Here is a 17,739-nt window from a genome sequence, read left to right as displayed (position 1 = left end):
GGCGAGCACACTGCTCGCCTTTTGTTTTGATGCCTGTGTTGATGCCTGTTTTCAGGTCAGGCAATCAACTCAGAACTGACCCGCCATCAACTGATTGATGTTGTAGAGGGCGCGGGTATCGAGCTCCATCTCGGTGGCATAGGTATTGCCGCGCGGATAGGAGGCCACCACCCGGGCACCACGCACCACACCGGCGACCGACACATCCAGCGAGTTGGAGGTCTGGGTCAGGTCACGATAGCTGCTCTGGCCGCGCACCTGCTGACCATTGAGCTGCTCGGCCAGCTCGCGATAGGCATCCATCTTGGAAGCGCGAATGGCTTGCAGCATCTTCTCCGACTGGGAGGGACCGGGCTGGATGTCGATCACCGCATAGCCCACCGCCTTGAGCACCGGAAAATCATCGGGTTTGCCACCCTGGGTGTAATCCACCACCCGGTTGCCGCTGCAACCGGTGAGCAAGAGTGCCAACAGGCAACCAAACAGGATCTTCATGACTCGCTCCTCACGGGGTCAGGTTGACCAGATGACCGCCCGGCCGGGCCTGACTGTCACGCATCAGATAACCGCGATTGATCGATGCCCGACCAAACGAGTTGTTAGCACCGAACAGATATTTTTGCGGGATCAGGCTCTGGGCCGTGGTCTCAACCATCTTGGTGCGCATGTCGATAACGCGGGCATTGACCAGGATCCCCTTGCTGTTGCGGCTGAAGGTGCCGACCAGAATGCGGGAGATCGGCAAACGGGAAGAGAGCTCCTTATAGTTGCGGCTCAGCACGAAGTCCCCCTGCGGCGTCACCTTGATGCTACCGGTCAGCTTGAAGTCCACCACCACCTCGCCGCGACGATTGAGCTCGTAGATAAAGCTCTCCTCAATCTGCTGCCCCATCCAGTTGGTATCCTGCAGGGTATCGAGATCGACGAAAGAGGCCACTGCGATGGGTTCGGTCAGGGTGGTCAGCGATTTGCGCTCCATCAGCTGATCGGTCATACGCGCCACCAGCCAGTTGAGCTCCATCCCCTGCGCCGCCTGGCGAGGGTCACCCTGATCTCGATTGATAGGGTCGGAGCCGCACCCGGTCAATGCCAGGGCGAGCGCCAACGCCGTGATGAGTTTGTTCATGGATACCTTTCCTGTATCTGCACCTGACTTATTATCGGACGCGCCGGACAAAGCTTGAGCCGGTAATGAGGCATGATTCTTGCTTTTTAATGGACATCGTCAGCGCCAACGTGCGCTGCCACTTGGAACGTGTTGTGATCCATGTCGGCCAGCAGGCGCCATTTCCTCAAAATGGCTCGGCTGCCCGCCAACTCAAGGTATCTGCTATGAAATTACCGCTGCTGTTGACCCTGCTGCTGGCCAGCCTGAGCACCCGCGCCGAACTTATCGAAGCACAGGGCAGCGCCGCCATTCTGGGGGGCGATGAAGTCTATGCCCGCGAGCAGGCAACTCGCGACGCCCTGCGTCAGGCGCTGCTGGCCAGCGGCGCGGCCGTTTCCAGCGTCCAGCGTCTGGAAAATGGCAGCCTTCGCTCCGAGCAGATCCAGATCCGCTCCGGCGGCGACATTCGCCAGTACCGGCTCAAGCGGGAAGAGGTGCGCAACGGCCGCATGTATATCACACTAGTGGCCGACATTCAGGCCGAGCGCCAGATCTGCCAGACCCAGCACTTCGCCAAGGATTTGACACTGGTGAGGCTGCGGATGCGCTATCCGGACCAAGCCAGCTACGGCGCCATGGACGACATGCCGGAAAACCTCTCGCGACGACTGTTCGAGACTCTCGCCAACGCGCCGCAAGGGGTCGCGGTGCGCCAGTGGCTGGATGAAAACCTGCGCATCGATCCGCTCCATCTGCAACAGGGGGATCGCAGCGCCCTCGAGGAGATCAAGGCGCTCAGCCTGCGTACCGACAGCCAGTATCTGGTGCTCGGCAGCATCGACGATCTCTCCATCGAGCCGCAAGGCAACCAGCTGACCAGCTGGTATGAGGATCCCGTGCGCAACTTTCGCATGCAGCTCTACCTGTTTGATGGCATCAACGGCACTCTGGTCAACCGCAAGGTCTACGAAGGGCGCGCCACCTGGACCTTTGGCAAGCGGGAGCAAGTGGGCAGCAGCAGCGGCCAGTTCTGGCAGTCAAGTTATGGCCAGGAGGTCAACTACCAGTTGCAACAGGCAGCTCAGGATCTGGTAGCCCAGCTCACCTGCGCCCCGGTCACCGCCCGGGTGGTCGGCCAGAACGAACGCGGCCCCTACATCAATCTGGGACGACGCAACGGCGTCAAGCTCGGCGACCAGTTCAGGATCCAGCACAATGCCGACTTCATCGACCCCTACGGCAAGTCCCGCATGATGCGTAACCCGGCCGACGGCCTGTTTGAGGTAGTACAGGTATTCGACGATGGCGCCATCATCAGCAGCCAGAACAAATATTCGCCGTTTAACATCCAGAATGGGGATTTGGCTGTATTGGAATAGGTGCCAGAGAGTTACCGGCGCTTACGGCATCTCCCGAGTTTCCCGTTGTTATGGTTCACCAGTGGATTGGTATCGGTCAGTTTCCCAACACCTGACGCAACCTCTCCTGCGCAACGCCCACCAGCAGGTCGGGCTGGAACTTGGAGATAAAGCGATCACAACCCACCTTCTTGACCATGGCTTCGTTGAAGTTGCCGCTCAGGGAGGTATTGAGGGTAATAAAGAGATCGGACATGCGCGGATCACTGCGCACCTCGTGGGTCAGCCGGTAGCCGTCCATCTCAGGCATCTCGGCATCGGTGATCATCAGCAGGATCTCGTTGGTCACCTTCTTGCCAGCATCGCACCACCCCTTGAGCAGGGTCAGCGCCTGCAAGCCATCCTGACACTCGATAACCTCGAGTCCCAGCTGGCCAAGAGTCTCACGCACCTGGGTGCGGGCGGTGCTGGAATCATCGACGATCAGCACCTTGCGGCCGTGCATCTCGGGCAGGATCTCCCGATCCAGCACCTCTTCGGAGATGCGGATGTCATAGGTGATGATCTCCGCCAACACCTTCTCCACATCAATGATCTCGACAATCTGATCGACGCCATCTTCCGGAATGCGGGTGATGGCGGTGAGGTAATTGGCGCGCCCGGCGGAGCGCGGCGGTGGCAAGATATCCTTCCAGGTCATGTTGACGATATTGGCCACCTGCCCCACCAGAAAGCCCTGAATGGTGCGGTTGTATTCGGTGATGATGAGGTTTGATTCACTGTCGATGGGCATGGGGCGCATACCAATGGCACTGCGCAGGTTGATCACCGGGATCGAGGTGCCGCGGATATTGGCCACCCCGCTGATATTGTGATGGGAGCCCGGCATCTTGCTGAGATGGGGCAACTTCACCACTTCCCTCACCTTGAAGACGTTGATGGCGAACATCTGGCGGGTGCCGAGACGAAACATCAACAACTCAAGGCGGTTTTCCCCCACCAGTTGAGTTCGTTGATCAACGGAATCCAATATACTCGCCATACGCTGATATCCATCTGATTATTAATCGACTCTAGTATAGAGGCTGCCTGCCAGGAAGGGCAGGCGCATTTTCAACCAGAGTGACCAACCAGATAAAAAAAGTGAGGCCGAAGCCTCACTTATATCATTGATTTTAAAGTCAATAACTACAGACAGACTTCCAACTGCCGTCGCTTGCCTTGGGCTCGCTGCTGGTCCACCAGTTGGCCTGCCACACCATCTTGTTATGGGTGATGCGATCACCACCATTGGCATGATCCCCCTGCGGCCAGTTCGGGTAAGCCTTGTAGGAGGCCGGGTTGACGTTCTGGCTGCTGCAGGTGGCGCCGCCCGGGTTCTCACCGCCACCATTGCTGCCCAGCACGGCCTCCGGCAGGGTCGGGAACTCAGCCTTGAGGCCCGCGGTCTGGGTGCCGCTGATGATGCGGATTCCGCTCGGTACACCGGCGGCCGGCAGATAGTAGGTCATCGCCACTTCCACGTCGCTGCCCGGCGTCCAGGCCTTCCAGGTCGGCAGCGTAAAGGCCGCCTTGTGGAAGTCCTTCTCGTTGGCGATACCGTCGGAGTTCTGGTTGCCACCGCTCTCCACCACTTTCAGCCCCATCCCGCTCTGGTCGGTGATGGTGTCGGAGGTGGAGGTGGGCACCAGGAACTCGATGCGAGTACCACCCGGAATGGTCTGGGTCGAGTTGTTGGTGAGCTTCAGGGTCGGGTTGACCGGGTAGTTGGAATCCCCCTCCTTGAAGCCGGAGAGGCTCACCACGATGTCGAGCTGGGCAGTTGGCGCCGCCAGATCGTTTTGCCTGGTGTCGTACTTGGTCGCCTTGGCGAACTTGTCGTAGGCGAGCGTGGTCAGGGTATCCCCCATTCCGTACTCGTTCTTGGCCGGATCGAAGGCGTAGTCACCCGCCATCTCCCAGAACATGACCCCGCCCAGGCCCCGCTTGATGATGTAGTCGAGCTTGTGGCCCATGGACTCTTCATCTTCGGTTGAGAGGAACACCTTCTTCTCTTCATTCCACAACCAGGGCGCCTGCGCCTTGTCATCGTAGTAACGCACGTACTTGCCCTGCATCACGTGAGCCGGGTTGTTGGGATCCAGACCCCAGGCCTGACCGTAGCTCGGCATGGTGGTGATACCCAGGCTGGCGGCATTCTCCAGGTTCTTGGCGTGCCACATGGGTACGGCACCACCGCCGATCTCTTTGCCGTTCTTGTCGAGATCATGCCAGATGTTGTCGATACCGACCGCCCCGTTGCCGCACGGAATGGTGCTGCCACCGGTACCCGGCTGACAATCGCTCTGGCTCGGCAGGGCTGCCTTGCCGGCCAGGCCGTGAGTGCCACCGCTGACCCCTTGCCAGCCACGGGTGTAGTAAGGCACGCCCACGTTGATCTTGCCGGCCGCTAGGGCACCACGGAAGTAGTGGGCAGACCAGGCCGCGTTGAGGTAGCCGATACCGCCAAACTGGCTCTGGGTATAGACGCCCCAGTGGGCAAGTTCGGCATCTGCCTTGTTGTCGAACAGGGCGGCGTTGTGACCGACGAAATGGTTCCAGGCGCCGTGGAAGTCGTAGGTCATCAGGTTGACGTAGTCGAGGTACTGGGTGACCTGGAAGTTCTCCATGCCGCGCAGCAGGTAGGCCGAGGCCGGCGAGGCGATGGTCAGCATATACTTGCGACCATCCTCGCTGCCGGCGCTGTCGAGCTTGCTGCGCAGAGTCTGCATCAGCACCTTGTAGTTGGCAAACAGCTTGCCACGGCACTGGTTGGAGAGCGGGAAGTCGTTGGGGTTGCCCGCATCCTTCATCGAGGTGGGGTATTCGTAGTCGATATCGACCCCATCAAAGCCGTACTGGCGGATAAAACTCACCGCCGAATCAGCCAGGGTGTTGATACCGGCAGTATTGACCGAGCAGTCACCCTTGGTGGTGGCGGTATAGAAGCCGCGGGTATCGGCCCAGCCCCCCACCGAGATCAGGGTCTTCACGTCCGGATACTGCTTCTTGTACTTCGACAGCAGGTTGAAGTGGCCCTTGTAGGCAAACTCCGGATCCATCTCGGCACCCGGCACGCCATCCCAGGTCATCTTGGTCGCCGAGTCATCCACCTTGATGGTGTGGCTCTGCTCGTCCACCGCCGCGAAGGCGTAGTTGATGTGGGTGATCTTGCTCCACGGAATGTCGCTCACCAGATAGGCGGGCAGACCGTTCTTGCCAGTGCGCCAGGAGGTGAAGTAGCCGATGACCCGGCGGGCATGGTCATCCCCCATGCACTCGTAACCATCCGGGCGATAGATCTGGCGAATGTCACAAGAGAGGTTGCCACCGGTGGGCGGCAGCGCTGCCTCCTCGACAGTGACGGTCACCGCTGCTGACTCGCCGCTCAGATTGGTCTTGTCAGTGGCCACCAGCTTGAGGGCGGCACTCCCTTTGGCATCCGGTGTCCAGTTCACCTGCCAGGGGGCACTGGTATCTTCGCCCACCTTCTTGCCGTCGACATAGAGCTCGACTTTGGCCACATCGTTGTTGGCATCGGTGACGTTGCCGCTCACCGCCACACTGCGACCCAGCGTCACCTTGGCTCCATTGGCCGGGCTGCTGATGCTCGCCTTGGGCGCCTCTGGCGCCACCACGGCGGCGACGTTGAAGCTCGAATCCGCCTCGCTCAGCACTTTGCCATCTTTATCCAGCGCGCGAGCTTTGAGGGTATGGCCTCCCACTCCGGCGGCGCTCCAGCTGGCACTCCATGGCGAGGCGCTCGCCGTGGCGACCAGCTTGCCGTCGACAAGATATTCCACCCGGGCCAAGGCCGTTACCGGGCCGCTCAGGGTCACTGCCAGCGCCACGCTGGCTCCTTCGTTGAAGCTGGCACCGGCAGCCGGTGAGCTGACTGCCACACCGAGCGCAGGAGGGGGCACCTCGCCACCATAGGGCTTCCAGGCATCTGCCCAGACCACACCTACCCCCGGCTCATAGTGATAGGGGGATGCCCCGCACCAGCCTGAATAGGGAAATTCTTTGCACTCGTAGAGGGCACCGACGTTGCTGACGATATCGCCAGCCTTGTAGGCAGTACCTGATTTATAGGCGGGATAAGCGGCCTGTGCCCAGGCGGGCGCAGCCGCAAGGGCGACCAGCATGGCAAGCCTGCTGGGTCTGAAGAGCTGTTGCATATTGTTATCTTCCTTGTTTTGTCTTGGCATTGGTCACCAAGGCAAAGAACAATCGCAACCTGCATGATGGGCGCAGACAACTGGCAATGGACCTGCCACAAAAACCACCCCTCACCCAGGGAAACCCCGCTATCTGGATCCACGATCGAGACCGGAAGCATTGCGCCCCGACATCACTGCCGGTTTGCCCTTTACCTGGGTTCCGTGAGGAACGAACCCAGTATAGGAAGGCGACAAGCTCCCCTCAATCTTTATTCTCAAAGAGAATTATCCCCTGCCACAAAAGCGTCATGATCACAGGGTTAGAATTGATTGAATTATCAAAAAAATCATACTGTTACTGGGATCATAAAAACGCTTTTCCTCATCTTCCCAGATTCGTTTAATGTGCGTTGGCTCACTGGTATGACATGCCAGAAATGTGACAATGCGCGCCCTTGGTCAACGAGCCAAGGCTATGGAATCACTGGCAAAAATAAAAAAGGAACACCTATGAAAGGTACTCGTACCCTGCTGTCGCTGGCCGTGGGGCTGGCACTTGCATCCTCAGGTGCCCATGCGGCATTTGTCTGCCCGTCCGATCCGGCTCAACTCACCCCCATCCCGACCATTCAGGGCACAGGCTCCGCCAGCGCGCTGGCCACCCAGACCGTGACCGACAAGAACGGCAATGTGACCGGTAAAATCAGCACGGGCACCTTCAACGTTCGCGGTATCGTGACAACGCTGGGCCAAAGTCTGACCAAGGGTTTCTATCTGACCGACCCGGTGGGTGATGGCAATCCGGCCACCTCTGATGGCATCTTTGTCTATCTGAACGACAAGGAGTTTGCGACCAACTATGCCGACATCAAACCGGGGGCAGAACTCTGCCTTGAAGCCAAGGTCGAGGAGTATTACGGCGGCACCCAGCTCAAACCCACCTTCGAATCCAGCAAAGCCCGCCTGCAGGTCACAGCGCAAGGACTGGCGGTGCCGACCAGCGTACTGCAGGTCAATGAAGGGGAGACGCTGGCTCAAGCGCTCAATCGCCACGAAGGGATGCGGGTACGTCTCGACAGCAGCAGTGACCTGCACCTGACCCGCAACTATGGCTTCGACTACAAGGTCTATCGCAACAACGTAGAGTTGGCCCACAAAACCCCGCTGATCAAACCGACCCAACTTCATGTTGCCAACAGTGCGGACGCTGTCGCACTGGCCACCCAAAATGGCAGCAACCGTCTGGTGGTTGAGTCTGATTACAAAGCACCGGATGGCGTACTGCCCTGGTTCCCGAGCTGGGATGCCGATCAGGGATATCTGCGCATCGGTGATCAACTGACCAGGCTGGAGGGGGTCATCGTATACAACAAGGATGCCTTCCGTCTGGTAGTACCGAGCGATATCACCCTGACTGCCGGTGCTCTGCTGCGTAGCCCTGAAGAGGATCGTCAAGACGCGCCAGCTCGCCTCGCTGGCAGCGATCTGCGGATCGGCAGCTTCAACGTACTCAACTACTTCACCAGTCACTCCAGCATTGGCGGCGCACTCAATATCCTGTGCAAGGATCAGGCGGATGCCGACAACGCCAAAGGTTGCAACCGGGGTGCCAAGAGCCAGCCCGAGTTCGAGAAGCAGCGCACCAAGATCGTCAATGCCATTACCGCAATGGATGTCGATCTGCTCGGCCTGATGGAGATGGAGAACAACGGCTTCGAGGATAACTCGGCCCTCAACAATCTGGTGACCCGCCTCAACGAACAGCAGAAGGATGCGAGCAAACACTACGCCTATGTGCGTCTGCCGGTCACTGCCCTTACCGATGGCAAGTTCTTCGGCGGAGACGCCATCATGGTGGCGATGATCTACCGTCCTGCCCTGCTCACCCCCAGCGGAGATGCCAGCGTCATCAAGCTGCCGGAGCAGCGCTACACCACAGGTGGTGTGGCCAAGACAGCCGGTCAGCGCGATTCTCTGGTTCAGACCTTCACCCTCGCCAAGAGCAAGGAGCCGCTGACGCTGGTGGTCAACCACCTCAAATCCAAGGGGTCAGGCTGCTACGAAAATGGCGATGGCAAGACAGAACCGGCCGACCTGCAGGGCAAGTGCACCGAGTTCCGGGTCTCTGCCGCCAAGGTGCTGGGTGAGGCGGTCAGCAAACTGCCGGGCCAGGTGCTGCTGGTGGGCGACTTCAACTCCTACGCCAAGGAAGATCCGATCCGGGTGCTGACCGACTACAACCCGGCCACCAGCGAGCGGAAGATCGTATCGGCCTCCCACACCTTTATCGGTGAGCAGCCCTATGAACAGCTCGGTCGCGAAGTGACTCGCAGCTACGGCCTGATCGATCTCAACGTCAAATTCAACAAGGAGAAAGCCATCTCCTACAGCTACGACGGGGAGCTGGGCACCCTGGACTACGCCCTCGCCAACCCGGCGCTGGCCAGCAAGGTGGCAGGTGTCGCCGACTGGCACATCAACTCCTTCGAGAGCTCCCTGTTCGAATACGGCAGCCAGTACACCGGCACATTGCTCAAGTCTGACAACCCCTTCAGTGCCTCCGACCATGATCCCATCATCGTCGACCTGAGACTGGAGAGCGATGCCACCAAACCGGACACCTCCTCAGGCGGTGGTGCGCTGGGACTCGGCCTGCTAGCCCTGTTGCCACTGGCCTGGCGACGTCGCCGTTAACCACAGGCGCATTTGAATAGTGCAAGCAAAGCCCGCGACTCTCGCGGGCTTTTTCATTCAGGTCATTGGATTTACAAATGAAAGGCGCGGACGTATGGAGAAAATAAATGATGGAGAAAATAAATGATGGAGAAAACAAAAAGGCCACCGCGATGCGGTGGCCTTATTGCTTCTTGTAACAAGAATTTGGTGGAGCTACGCGGGATCGAACCGCGGACCTCTTGCATGCCATGCAAGCGCTCTCCCAGCTGAGCTATAACCCCAACTCACCTCGGTGCTGACGAAGTTATCTCCGGCAACGGAGGCGCATAATAGGCATCACCCGCTTTGCTGTCAACCCTAAAATAACCGCGACTGATTCGTTTAGTCAAAATTGCAGCAGTTCGCTGTTTTTACCAGCAAGGCGCGTGCTATCTCTCTGTTTTATGTCACAAATTGGCTCAAGCACCTATAAAGGAGAGGCCGTGCAGCGAGCCTCTTTCCCCTTGCAACGCCCCCGCTCTCAGACCTCTCTATGGTGGCTGGTAATCAGCTTCTCCCCCGTCACCTCGGGAAAGCCTTTCCATAAAGGGCATTGCATTTGAAAACCCTTTCCATGATTTTTGTAAATTTACAACATAGAAAGTTGATCTGGCTCACAAATGACCATAGGATCAAACCGTGACCTAGGTCACATACCATAACCATAAATGACAGAGCGATGAGGTAAACCATGTTTGAGAATCTGGCAGTCCTGTTCCACCTGCGCGGTGCAACCACCAAGAACGGCGTTGTAGAGAAAGATGCCTATGCCCCCTCCACCCGTGAATACTACTTCCGCTACGGCAAATAATTGCTGAAAGCCTTTCACGGAAAATGTAATAAAACAACAACGCACATCATCACACAGCCCTTTCGAGGCGCTGTCCTGTCCGGGCCAGATGTTCCACGGCCAAACCTGAACTCCACCAAACAAGAATGGGGCCCGCAGGCCCCATCTTTTATTGCATCGGCTCATTGCAGGATCTCGGCCTGATCCAGGTATGACACCATGAAATCCCCTTGCCGGGAGCGCTGGCTTGGATAACACCAGCATCCGGGAAGCTGGCTATGATGCTTGCCATCCTTGTTCAACAGCCAAATGCCGTCGATTAGGTACTGCATGAAGGGACAGCATGACGACGGACAGAGATTTAAAAAGAGCAAGCGAAGTTGAGCAAGCCCTCATCCTGGCGATACCGACCCGCTGGCCTGTCTCGCCAACAGCGGGATGCTAGCCTCTTGGGCAACCTGAAAATATTCGGCCGCAGACTTTCCAGCAGTGTAATTACAACAGCGGAAAGGTTACCACGAATCAGGTTCACACCTTATCAGAGAGCAGTGCAGCCATCACTTGGGGAGAGCCTTCATGCCGGCACCACAAGTCGGCCTGACCGGATACAAGACAGAGCAGAAAAAGAGGGATTGGCAGAGCAACCAATGTTCAGCGCCGCGGGTTGCAAAAGCGGGGCATGACCAGCATGCCCCGCCACAACTCAAGCCTTATTTACAGCTGGCGGCCCCCACATCCTGCCAGACGTCGTGTTTGCCGGGCTCGTTGCCCTTGGTCCAGTATTGCGCTTTCCATTGACGGCCATTATGGGTGGTGATCTCGCCACCGTTGTAAGCTACATTGGCATCCCAACCCAGTTGCACCTTGCTCACCAGCAACCACTGATCCGCGGTACGGCTCGGTTCGTTGCCCTGAGTCCAGTACTTGGCCTGCCACACCAGCTGGTTGTGGCTCACCTTGTCACCGCCGTTGTAGACCTTGCTCGCCTGCCAGGCAGGCCAGTTGGCGGCATCCGGATCAGTGGCCGAGCAACCGCCACCACCGCTGACCGGCTTGACCGTCAGACGGGTGGCGGCACTGGCATCCAGCGCGCCGTCGGAGACGGTGAGGCTCAGGTCATAGGCGGTATCGCTGGTAACGTTCGGACCGGTGACCACCAGGGTGGCACTGTTCTGACCGCTGGCGGTGAGGCCGGCCGGTACCGTCCACTGATAGGTGAGCGGATCACCGTTCGGGTCAGATGCGGTCGCCTTGAGGGTCACCTGCTTGCCGGATTCCACGGAAGCGGTAGCCGGCAGGCTAACCAGTGGCGGCAGGTTGGGCTGCGGCGCCTTGTTGGTGACCACCACCTGATCGCGGGCGGTGAGGTTGTGGTCGTCGGTCACTGCCAGCTCGAACACCAGATTGATGTCGGCGGTCACCGCATCGAGTACAACCCGGGCCTTGGCCTGAGTGGCATCCAGCAAGGTGGCCTGCGGGCCGGAGACCTGCTTCCAGCTATAGGTGAGGGCGCCATTTTCCGGGTCGTGGGACGCGGAGCCGTTCAGCGTCACCTCGGTCGGGCCGGTGACACTCAGATCGCTGCCCGCGTTGGCCACCGGCGGCTTGTTGGCTGGCGGAGTGGTTCCCTCGCCGTGACCCAGACCCTCGTGCATGGCATTGAGGATGTCGCCGTTGTCGGCATCAATCTCCCAGGAGAAGAGGCCACCCAGCTTGTTGGCCAGCACATACTGCCCCTTGGCCTTGACCGAGCGGTCGTTGTCATAGGTGATGAGATCGCCGGTCGAAGCCTTGAACAGATAGGGAGCCTCGGCCACCTCGTCGTAGCTCTTCTCCCAGCCACTGCCCATACGGTTGTTGACGATGTCGCGGTAATCGACCACGCCATCCTCCCAGGTGCCTTTCACCTTGCCGGTCGCCTTGCCGGTGAAGGGGTTGTTGCCCTGATAGCCGCTCACGCCAGTCCAGCCACGGCCATACATGGCGGCACCAACCACCAGCTTGCCGGGGTCAACCCCCTGCGCCAGCAGCTGATTGACCGCCTTGTCGGTGGTGTACTTGGTATCGGGGTCCCAGCTCGCTGCATAGAGGTTGGTCTGGTGACCCAGCTCGGTGTTGCTCCATGCGCCGTTGTAGTCGTAGGTCATCATGAAAATGTGGTCCATGTAGGGCTGGGCCGCCTTGTAGTCCACATCCTGGATCTTGTCGCCCCCCGCTCCAATGGCGGAAGTTAGCTCATACTGGCGACCAGTCTCGGCCTCCAGCTCGTCGAGCATGGCCCGCAGCTCCTTCATCAGGGCCACGTAGGTGGCACCATCACTCGGGCTGCCCAGTTTCGGGTTGGCACCCTGTCCGCCCGGGTACTCCCAGTCGATATCCACACCGTCGAAGAACTTCCAGGTCTGCAGGAACTCTTTCACCGAGCCGACAAACACATCGCGCTTGGTTTTGTCACCGAGGAAGTAGAAGGGATCGGAGAGGGTCCAGCCACCGACCGAGGGGAGGATCTTGAGATTCGGATAGGCCTGCTTGAGCGCCATCAGGGCGCCAAAGTTGCCCTTGTAGGGCTCATCATGGGCGGTGAGGTTGCCTTGCGGCATCTGGATGGCGGCCCAAGGATCGTGCATCGCCACCTTGAAGTCGGCCCGGCCGGCACACGCCCGTTGCAGTGCCTGGAAGCTCCCTTCGATCTCCTTGAGGCTGTCGTTGAGGCCATCCCCACCGCAGATGGGGGTGAAACCATAGAGGATATGGGTCAGGTTCTGGGCCGGGATCTTGTCCACTGTGAACTTGCGGCCATAGACTCCCCACTCCACATAGTAAGTCCCTACAACCTTGCCGGACTTGTTGGCGTAGGGCTTGTTGTTCTCCTGCAGCGGAGCCTTGAGTGGCGCCAGATGGCTGCCATCGGTATCGGCGACCACGATCTCCTTGGCATCAGAGAGGGTACAGCCATCGGCGTTGCACAGCGCCACCTGCATCTGGTAGCGCCCCCCTTTCTTCACCTTGAATTTGGCGCTGCCCGCTGCGGTGGAGGGGCCGGACCACACCTCCTTGCCATCAAGCAGCACCCCAGCAGTCTGGCCGACGTCACCGCTCCAGAGGTTCCAGCTCACCTCCACATCGGCGGCATCCTTGACCTTGACCAGATTGTTGTAGGAGGTTGCCGCCTGATCCACTTCAACAATGGCGAACTTGGTGGGACCCCAGCCGATGGTGGGCTTGCCCGGCGCGGCCGCATAAACGGCAGATGAGGCAAGCAGGGAGCCGACCATCATGGCCAGCGATGCGGGTTTTGGACTTAGCATATTGTTTTCCTTTACGTTATGGACAAACGAAAGGGCAACACAACACGACAGGCAACACAAACACGACTACCCCTTGGCAAAGGCAGCCAGCATAACACTGTGGTGGCCCCGCTATCCCAGCTCAACAACGCCTTTAGACCGGAGGCTTTGCGTCCCGACTTTTCAATCGGTTTGCCCTTGTCACAACTTTATTTTCGGCGATAACTAATCGCGAATTAACTCTATGGCAATTTATATAACTAAGCAAACAAGACCATTCCAAACCCGCTACTGACCGTACCTGACGCTGAGCCATGGCCTCATGATTCATCTTTAAAATACAAGGGAGCATTGGCCATTATTAATAGCTACCCAACTGATTAAGCTAAAAATTTCACTAAAACAAAATAAAGCGACAAAAGCTCAACACCTGTGGCACAACACAACAAGAGGTAGCCATACCTCACGGCAACAAGTGAATTCAAAGTCAATTTATTGCATACCAGTATCTTCCTCCCCCCACCCCTTCTTATTCAGACACCACAAACTTGTTTATCTGACCCCCAGAGCACAAACGCACAATCCGGCCAGAATGTAAGCAACTGGATAGACAGACATACGCAGTTGTTTATTTTTATTGGCATTTTTATATAATGCCCGCACGTCCCAGTGGCACAGCTGGATAGCGCGCGCCCCTCCTAAGGGCGAGGTCGCAGGTTCGAATCCTGCCTGGGACGCCACCCATCATCCCCTTTTCGCATTCACTCATCTCTTTGGCGATTAGTTCGACGTCCAGCAGCACTCTGCTTGCACCATCAAAACTCTCACCAAGTCACAAGTAATTGTATTCACGCGGCATTCGGCATCTCTCCTCTCTCTGATAGACTGCTTTTTTTGGCTGAGCCCTACGGCAAAGCCAGCAGCTTCATCTTGCAAAGGAGTGTTGGATGTCCGGATGTTCCTGGTGGGATAGATCCACCGGTTTTGCCTTGCTGACCATTGTGCTGTGGGCCTCGCTGGCGGCGCTGACGTCACGGGTCACCAGCGTGTCACCACTGGTGCTGGTCGGGCTGGTGCTGTTTTTCTGCGGGGTCGGGGCCTTGCCGTTTTGGCGCCAATGGCGCGCTCGCCCCATTACCTGGCTGGTGACGGTTACGGCATTGCTGCTCTACCATCTGCTGCTCTTTATGAGTTTTCGCCATGCCCCGGTGCTGGAGGCCAACCTCATCAACTACCTCTGGCCGCTCTGCATCATTCTGTTCACCCCGCTGTTGTTGCCCGGCCATCCACTCCATGCCCGTCATCTGCTGGCTGGCGCCTTTGGTCTGGCAGGCTCCATGCTGGTGATGGTCAACGGTGAGCTGCAACTGCAGCAGGCCTATCTGCCGGGATACCTGCTGGCACTGGGCGCGGCAGTCGTCTGGGGAGCCTACTCGGTATTATCACGCCGTCTGCCGCCGGCCCCCGCCGTGGTCACTGCGGCAGCCTGTCTGCCCGCAGGTTTGCTGGCGCTGCTGCTCGCTCGTCTGCTGGAGGGGCCCCTGCCGCTCACGCAGCTCCCCACCAGTGACTGGTGGCTGATCATCGGGCTGGCGCTGGGCCCGATGGGGGCGGCCTTCGTTACCTGGTATCTGGCACTGCGAGACGGCGATCCACGCCGGATCGGAGCCCTTGCCTACCTGACCCCTCTGCTGAGTACTTTGCTGTTAGTAACATTGAACGGAGAGGAGCTAACCTCGCGCCATCTGCTGGCCGGTGCACTTATCATGGGGGGCGCCCTGCTCGGTATGTTGGGCCAACGCAACAGCGCTCAGGTATCCCGAGCCAGTTAAGCCGGCAAGATAGGGCTACCTGACCGTGCTGTCATAAAAACGCCATCATCCCTGTTTAGGCTCTGGCCACGCTCCCCCATGGTCTGTGCTGACAGGAATTACCCCGTGAAAATCGCCCATTACGCCACCCTATCCTCCCTTGTTTTGTTACTGGTTGCGGGAGGACAGGCGCTGGCCCTCTACCACGGCTGGCAACAGCTTGCCCGCACCAATCAGGCCCAGCATCAGCACGAGACGCTGCAACAACTGGTGACGGTGACCCTGCAAAACAGCCTGCGTGACTACCTCAACAGCGGCGATCCACAGCAACTGACCGCTGCGGAGAAGATCCGCCAGCAAGCACTCTCCTCACTGGCCGCTCAGGATGATGCCGTGGCGGCCCCGCTCAGACAGCAACTCGAACAGATGGCGCAGCGCATCGCGCACAACTATCAGGCCGCAGGCAAGCTCTCGGGCAACAGCCAGCTGCTGCTGCAAAATGCGGAGAGTGAGCTGGGCAGCCAAGCCATGGCGCTGATCCGCTATGGGGAGCAAGGCGCCAGCACAGAACAATCTGCCGCAGCACAGCAATATCGCCGCGGTGCGGCCGAGATCCTGGCTGGCCTGCCGCGCCTCGCCCATTTGCGCCAAAGCTATATGGAGCAGGGCAATGAAAAGCTGCTCGAAGGGATCCGCTTTGAGCTGGAGGCACTGCAAAAACAGGCGCAAGCGCTGCAAGCCTTGCCGCTGCTCGGCCTGTATGAAGATGCGCCCGCCGATGAGTTCACCCTGGGGGAGCCGGTACGCAAGGAGCTGGGAGATCAACCGCGCAGCGAATTACGCTCGCTGCTGGGCCGCTATCCGCAGGAGCTGGCCAACAGCCGCACGGCGCTACAACAGCAACAGGCTGGCCGCCAGACCGTGCAGCAAGACATCATGGCCATGTTGCAAGCGACCAGACAGATGGGGGAACAACTTGCCCACGAGCGGCAAGCCGTCAATCAGGAGCTGGCCACCATCCTCGGCACGCTGGCGCTCTGTCTGGTGGTAGTCGCCCTGCTGTTTGCACTGGTGCAACGACGCTGGCTGCTCGCTCCCTTGTTGCGACTGCGCGGAGCCTTTCTGCAGCTCGATCAGACTGGGCAGGCCGAGCCGTTATCTGCCGGGCGTGATCGCAACGAGCTGGCCGATATCGTTGCCAGCTACAATCGGCTGATCGGTCGCCTGCAGCAGGATCAACAACAGAAAGAGGGGCAGCTGTCTGCGGTATCCCTCAGTCTGAAAGGAATGGTCAGCCAGGTTGACGAGATCCACCACAGCACCCGCACCACCGAGCTGGTAGTCGACGAGAGCGGTCAGATGATGGATGAGCTGAACCAGCTGGCCGGAGAGGTCCATCAGGTCGCCGCCGACATCGCCCGGCATGCCCACCATAACGAACAGGCGATGAGCCAGAGCGAAGATCTGGTGGGCAGCATGCTGCACGCTACTCGTCAGACCGGGCTGGCAATTGACGAGAGCGATGAGGCGCTGGAAGCCCTCACCCGCTCGGTTGCCGATGTGACGGACATTGTCGATGTCATCAGTCATATCGCCCAGCAGACCAACTTGCTGGCCCTCAACGCCGCCATCGAAGCGGCCCGTGCAGGGGAACAGGGGCGCGGCTTTGCCGTGGTCGCCGATGAGGTGCGCCACCTCTCGGCCAATACCCAGCAATCCCTCAACCAGATCACCGAGATTCTGCGGCGTCTGACCCAATCTGGTGAACAGCTTGGCACCGTGCTGAACCGGATCACCAGCGAGTCAAGCCGCCAACGGGCACAAGCCGAGCAGTTGCGCCAGACCACCCAGGCGGTGCGGGAGATCGCCCGCAACACCGCAGTGATCGCCCTGCAGGGCGCCGACAATGCCAAAAGTCAGGAGCACAAGCTGGCCAGTTTTGCCGATTTGATCGCCCGTATTCGTCAGCAGGCCTGTCAGGTAAGCCAACTCTCGGTGCAGGTCTCGTCCCATATCCACCATCAGGCGCAACAGATCCCCCGCATCCTCGGCCAGCAAGGCTGACCCTATTCGCCCCACATCCCCACCAATTCACTTTCCCTCGACCAGAGGGAAAGTTTTTTTGTAGCACAAAATTATATGTTGCCTGCAGGTTAACAGCTTCCCTTCCCCCGTATCTGATGAAAACCCGCACCGGCGCTGGCCACACCTCCAAGAAAACGCTCTCATTACCGTGATACCGGCCATGAGGCTGTTTACGACCTTGCCCATGATTATTTGCACTCGGTCATACTTTTGAAACGTTGAGGGAACTTTTCATTGATATTTCGCACCGCGAACGTACTCTTGGAGTTGTCCGATAGCCAAGAATCGGAACAAAAAAAACAACATGTGATGATCAGGACTGCCAACTACAGATGTGCCAAGACATCCGGGTTTGCAGATAACCAAGAGAAGATTTTTTGCCCTTC

General features: G+C 58.6%; 9 protein-coding genes, 2 tRNA genes and 2 riboswitches. Of the genes, 5 read left to right on the top strand and 6 right to left on the bottom strand.

The window, feature by feature from the left end; genetic code table 11:
* Nucleotides 1–69 precede the first annotated feature (69 nt).
* Together G5193_RS09840 and G5193_RS09835 are read right to left on the bottom strand one after the other, a co-directional pair.
* Nucleotides 70–495 (bottom strand): LPP20 family lipoprotein, encoded by a 426-nt coding sequence (locus tag G5193_RS09840; RefSeq protein WP_005338717.1) that lies wholly within the window; start codon nt 493–495, stop codon nt 70–72.
* A 10-nt stretch (nt 496–505) separates the two neighbouring features.
* Entirely contained in the window at nt 506–1,126 is a 621-nt protein-coding gene (locus G5193_RS09835) for a FlgO family outer membrane protein (RefSeq protein WP_005338718.1), read from the bottom strand.
* A gap of 206 nt (nt 1,127–1,332) precedes the next feature.
* On the opposite strand from G5193_RS09835, the gene G5193_RS09830 reads away from it, so the two are divergent.
* Nucleotides 1,333–2,487: a flagellar assembly protein FlgT gene (locus G5193_RS09830; protein ID WP_421205901.1), complete on the top strand. Its 1,155-nt coding sequence runs from the start codon at nt 1,333–1,335 to the stop codon at nt 2,485–2,487.
* A 76-nt stretch (nt 2,488–2,563) separates the two neighbouring features.
* Here G5193_RS09830 and G5193_RS09825 read toward each other — a convergent pair whose 3' ends face one another.
* Nucleotides 2,564–3,508, bottom strand: a complete 945-nt coding sequence (locus G5193_RS09825; protein WP_216951924.1) for a chemotaxis protein CheV — start codon at nt 3,506–3,508, stop codon at nt 2,564–2,566.
* 139 nt (nt 3,509–3,647) lie between these two features.
* Nucleotides 3,648–6,683, bottom strand: coding sequence for a glycosyl hydrolase family 18 protein (locus G5193_RS09820; RefSeq protein ID WP_421205900.1), 3,036 nt, complete (start codon nt 6,681–6,683; stop codon nt 3,648–3,650).
* Nucleotides 6,684–6,799: 116 nt separating this feature from the next.
* A riboswitch (cyclic di-GMP riboswitch) is annotated at nt 6,800–6,882 on the bottom strand.
* Between the two features lie 293 nt (nt 6,883–7,175).
* Here G5193_RS09820 and G5193_RS09815 point away from each other — a divergent pair.
* Nucleotides 7,176–9,359 (top strand): ExeM/NucH family extracellular endonuclease, encoded by a 2,184-nt coding sequence (locus tag G5193_RS09815; RefSeq protein WP_421205899.1) that lies wholly within the window; start codon nt 7,176–7,178, stop codon nt 9,357–9,359.
* A gap of 187 nt (nt 9,360–9,546) precedes the next feature.
* On the opposite strand, the gene G5193_RS09810 is transcribed toward G5193_RS09815, so the two are convergent.
* Nucleotides 9,547–9,622: transfer RNA gene (locus G5193_RS09810), tRNA-Ala, on the bottom strand.
* A 1,258-nt stretch (nt 9,623–10,880) separates the two neighbouring features.
* Complete coding sequence (locus G5193_RS09805) at nt 10,881–13,478, bottom strand: glycosyl hydrolase family 18 protein (RefSeq protein WP_421205898.1); 2,598 nt, start codon at nt 13,476–13,478, stop codon at nt 10,881–10,883.
* A 98-nt stretch (nt 13,479–13,576) separates the two neighbouring features.
* A riboswitch (cyclic di-GMP riboswitch) is annotated at nt 13,577–13,664 on the bottom strand.
* 456 nt (nt 13,665–14,120) lie between these two features.
* Between G5193_RS09805 and G5193_RS09800 the strand changes: the two genes are divergently transcribed.
* The 3 genes from G5193_RS09800 (at nt 14,121) to G5193_RS09790 (ending at nt 17,332) form a co-directional block, all read left to right on the top strand.
* Nucleotides 14,121–14,197: transfer RNA gene (locus G5193_RS09800), tRNA-Arg, on the top strand.
* A gap of 207 nt (nt 14,198–14,404) precedes the next feature.
* Nucleotides 14,405–15,289, top strand: coding sequence for a DMT family transporter (locus G5193_RS09795; protein WP_421205897.1), 885 nt, complete (start codon nt 14,405–14,407; stop codon nt 15,287–15,289).
* 105 nt (nt 15,290–15,394) lie between these two features.
* Complete coding sequence (locus tag G5193_RS09790) at nt 15,395–17,332, top strand: methyl-accepting chemotaxis protein (RefSeq protein ID WP_421205896.1); 1,938 nt, start codon at nt 15,395–15,397, stop codon at nt 17,330–17,332.
* Nucleotides 17,333–17,739: the final 407 nt, after the last annotated feature.

This window comes from Aeromonas sp. 601027 (genome assembly GCF_049174455.1).
Lineage (GTDB): Bacteria > Pseudomonadota > Gammaproteobacteria > Enterobacterales > Aeromonadaceae > Aeromonas > Aeromonas veronii_A.
This window is presented reverse-complemented; position numbering and strand designations above follow the sequence as displayed.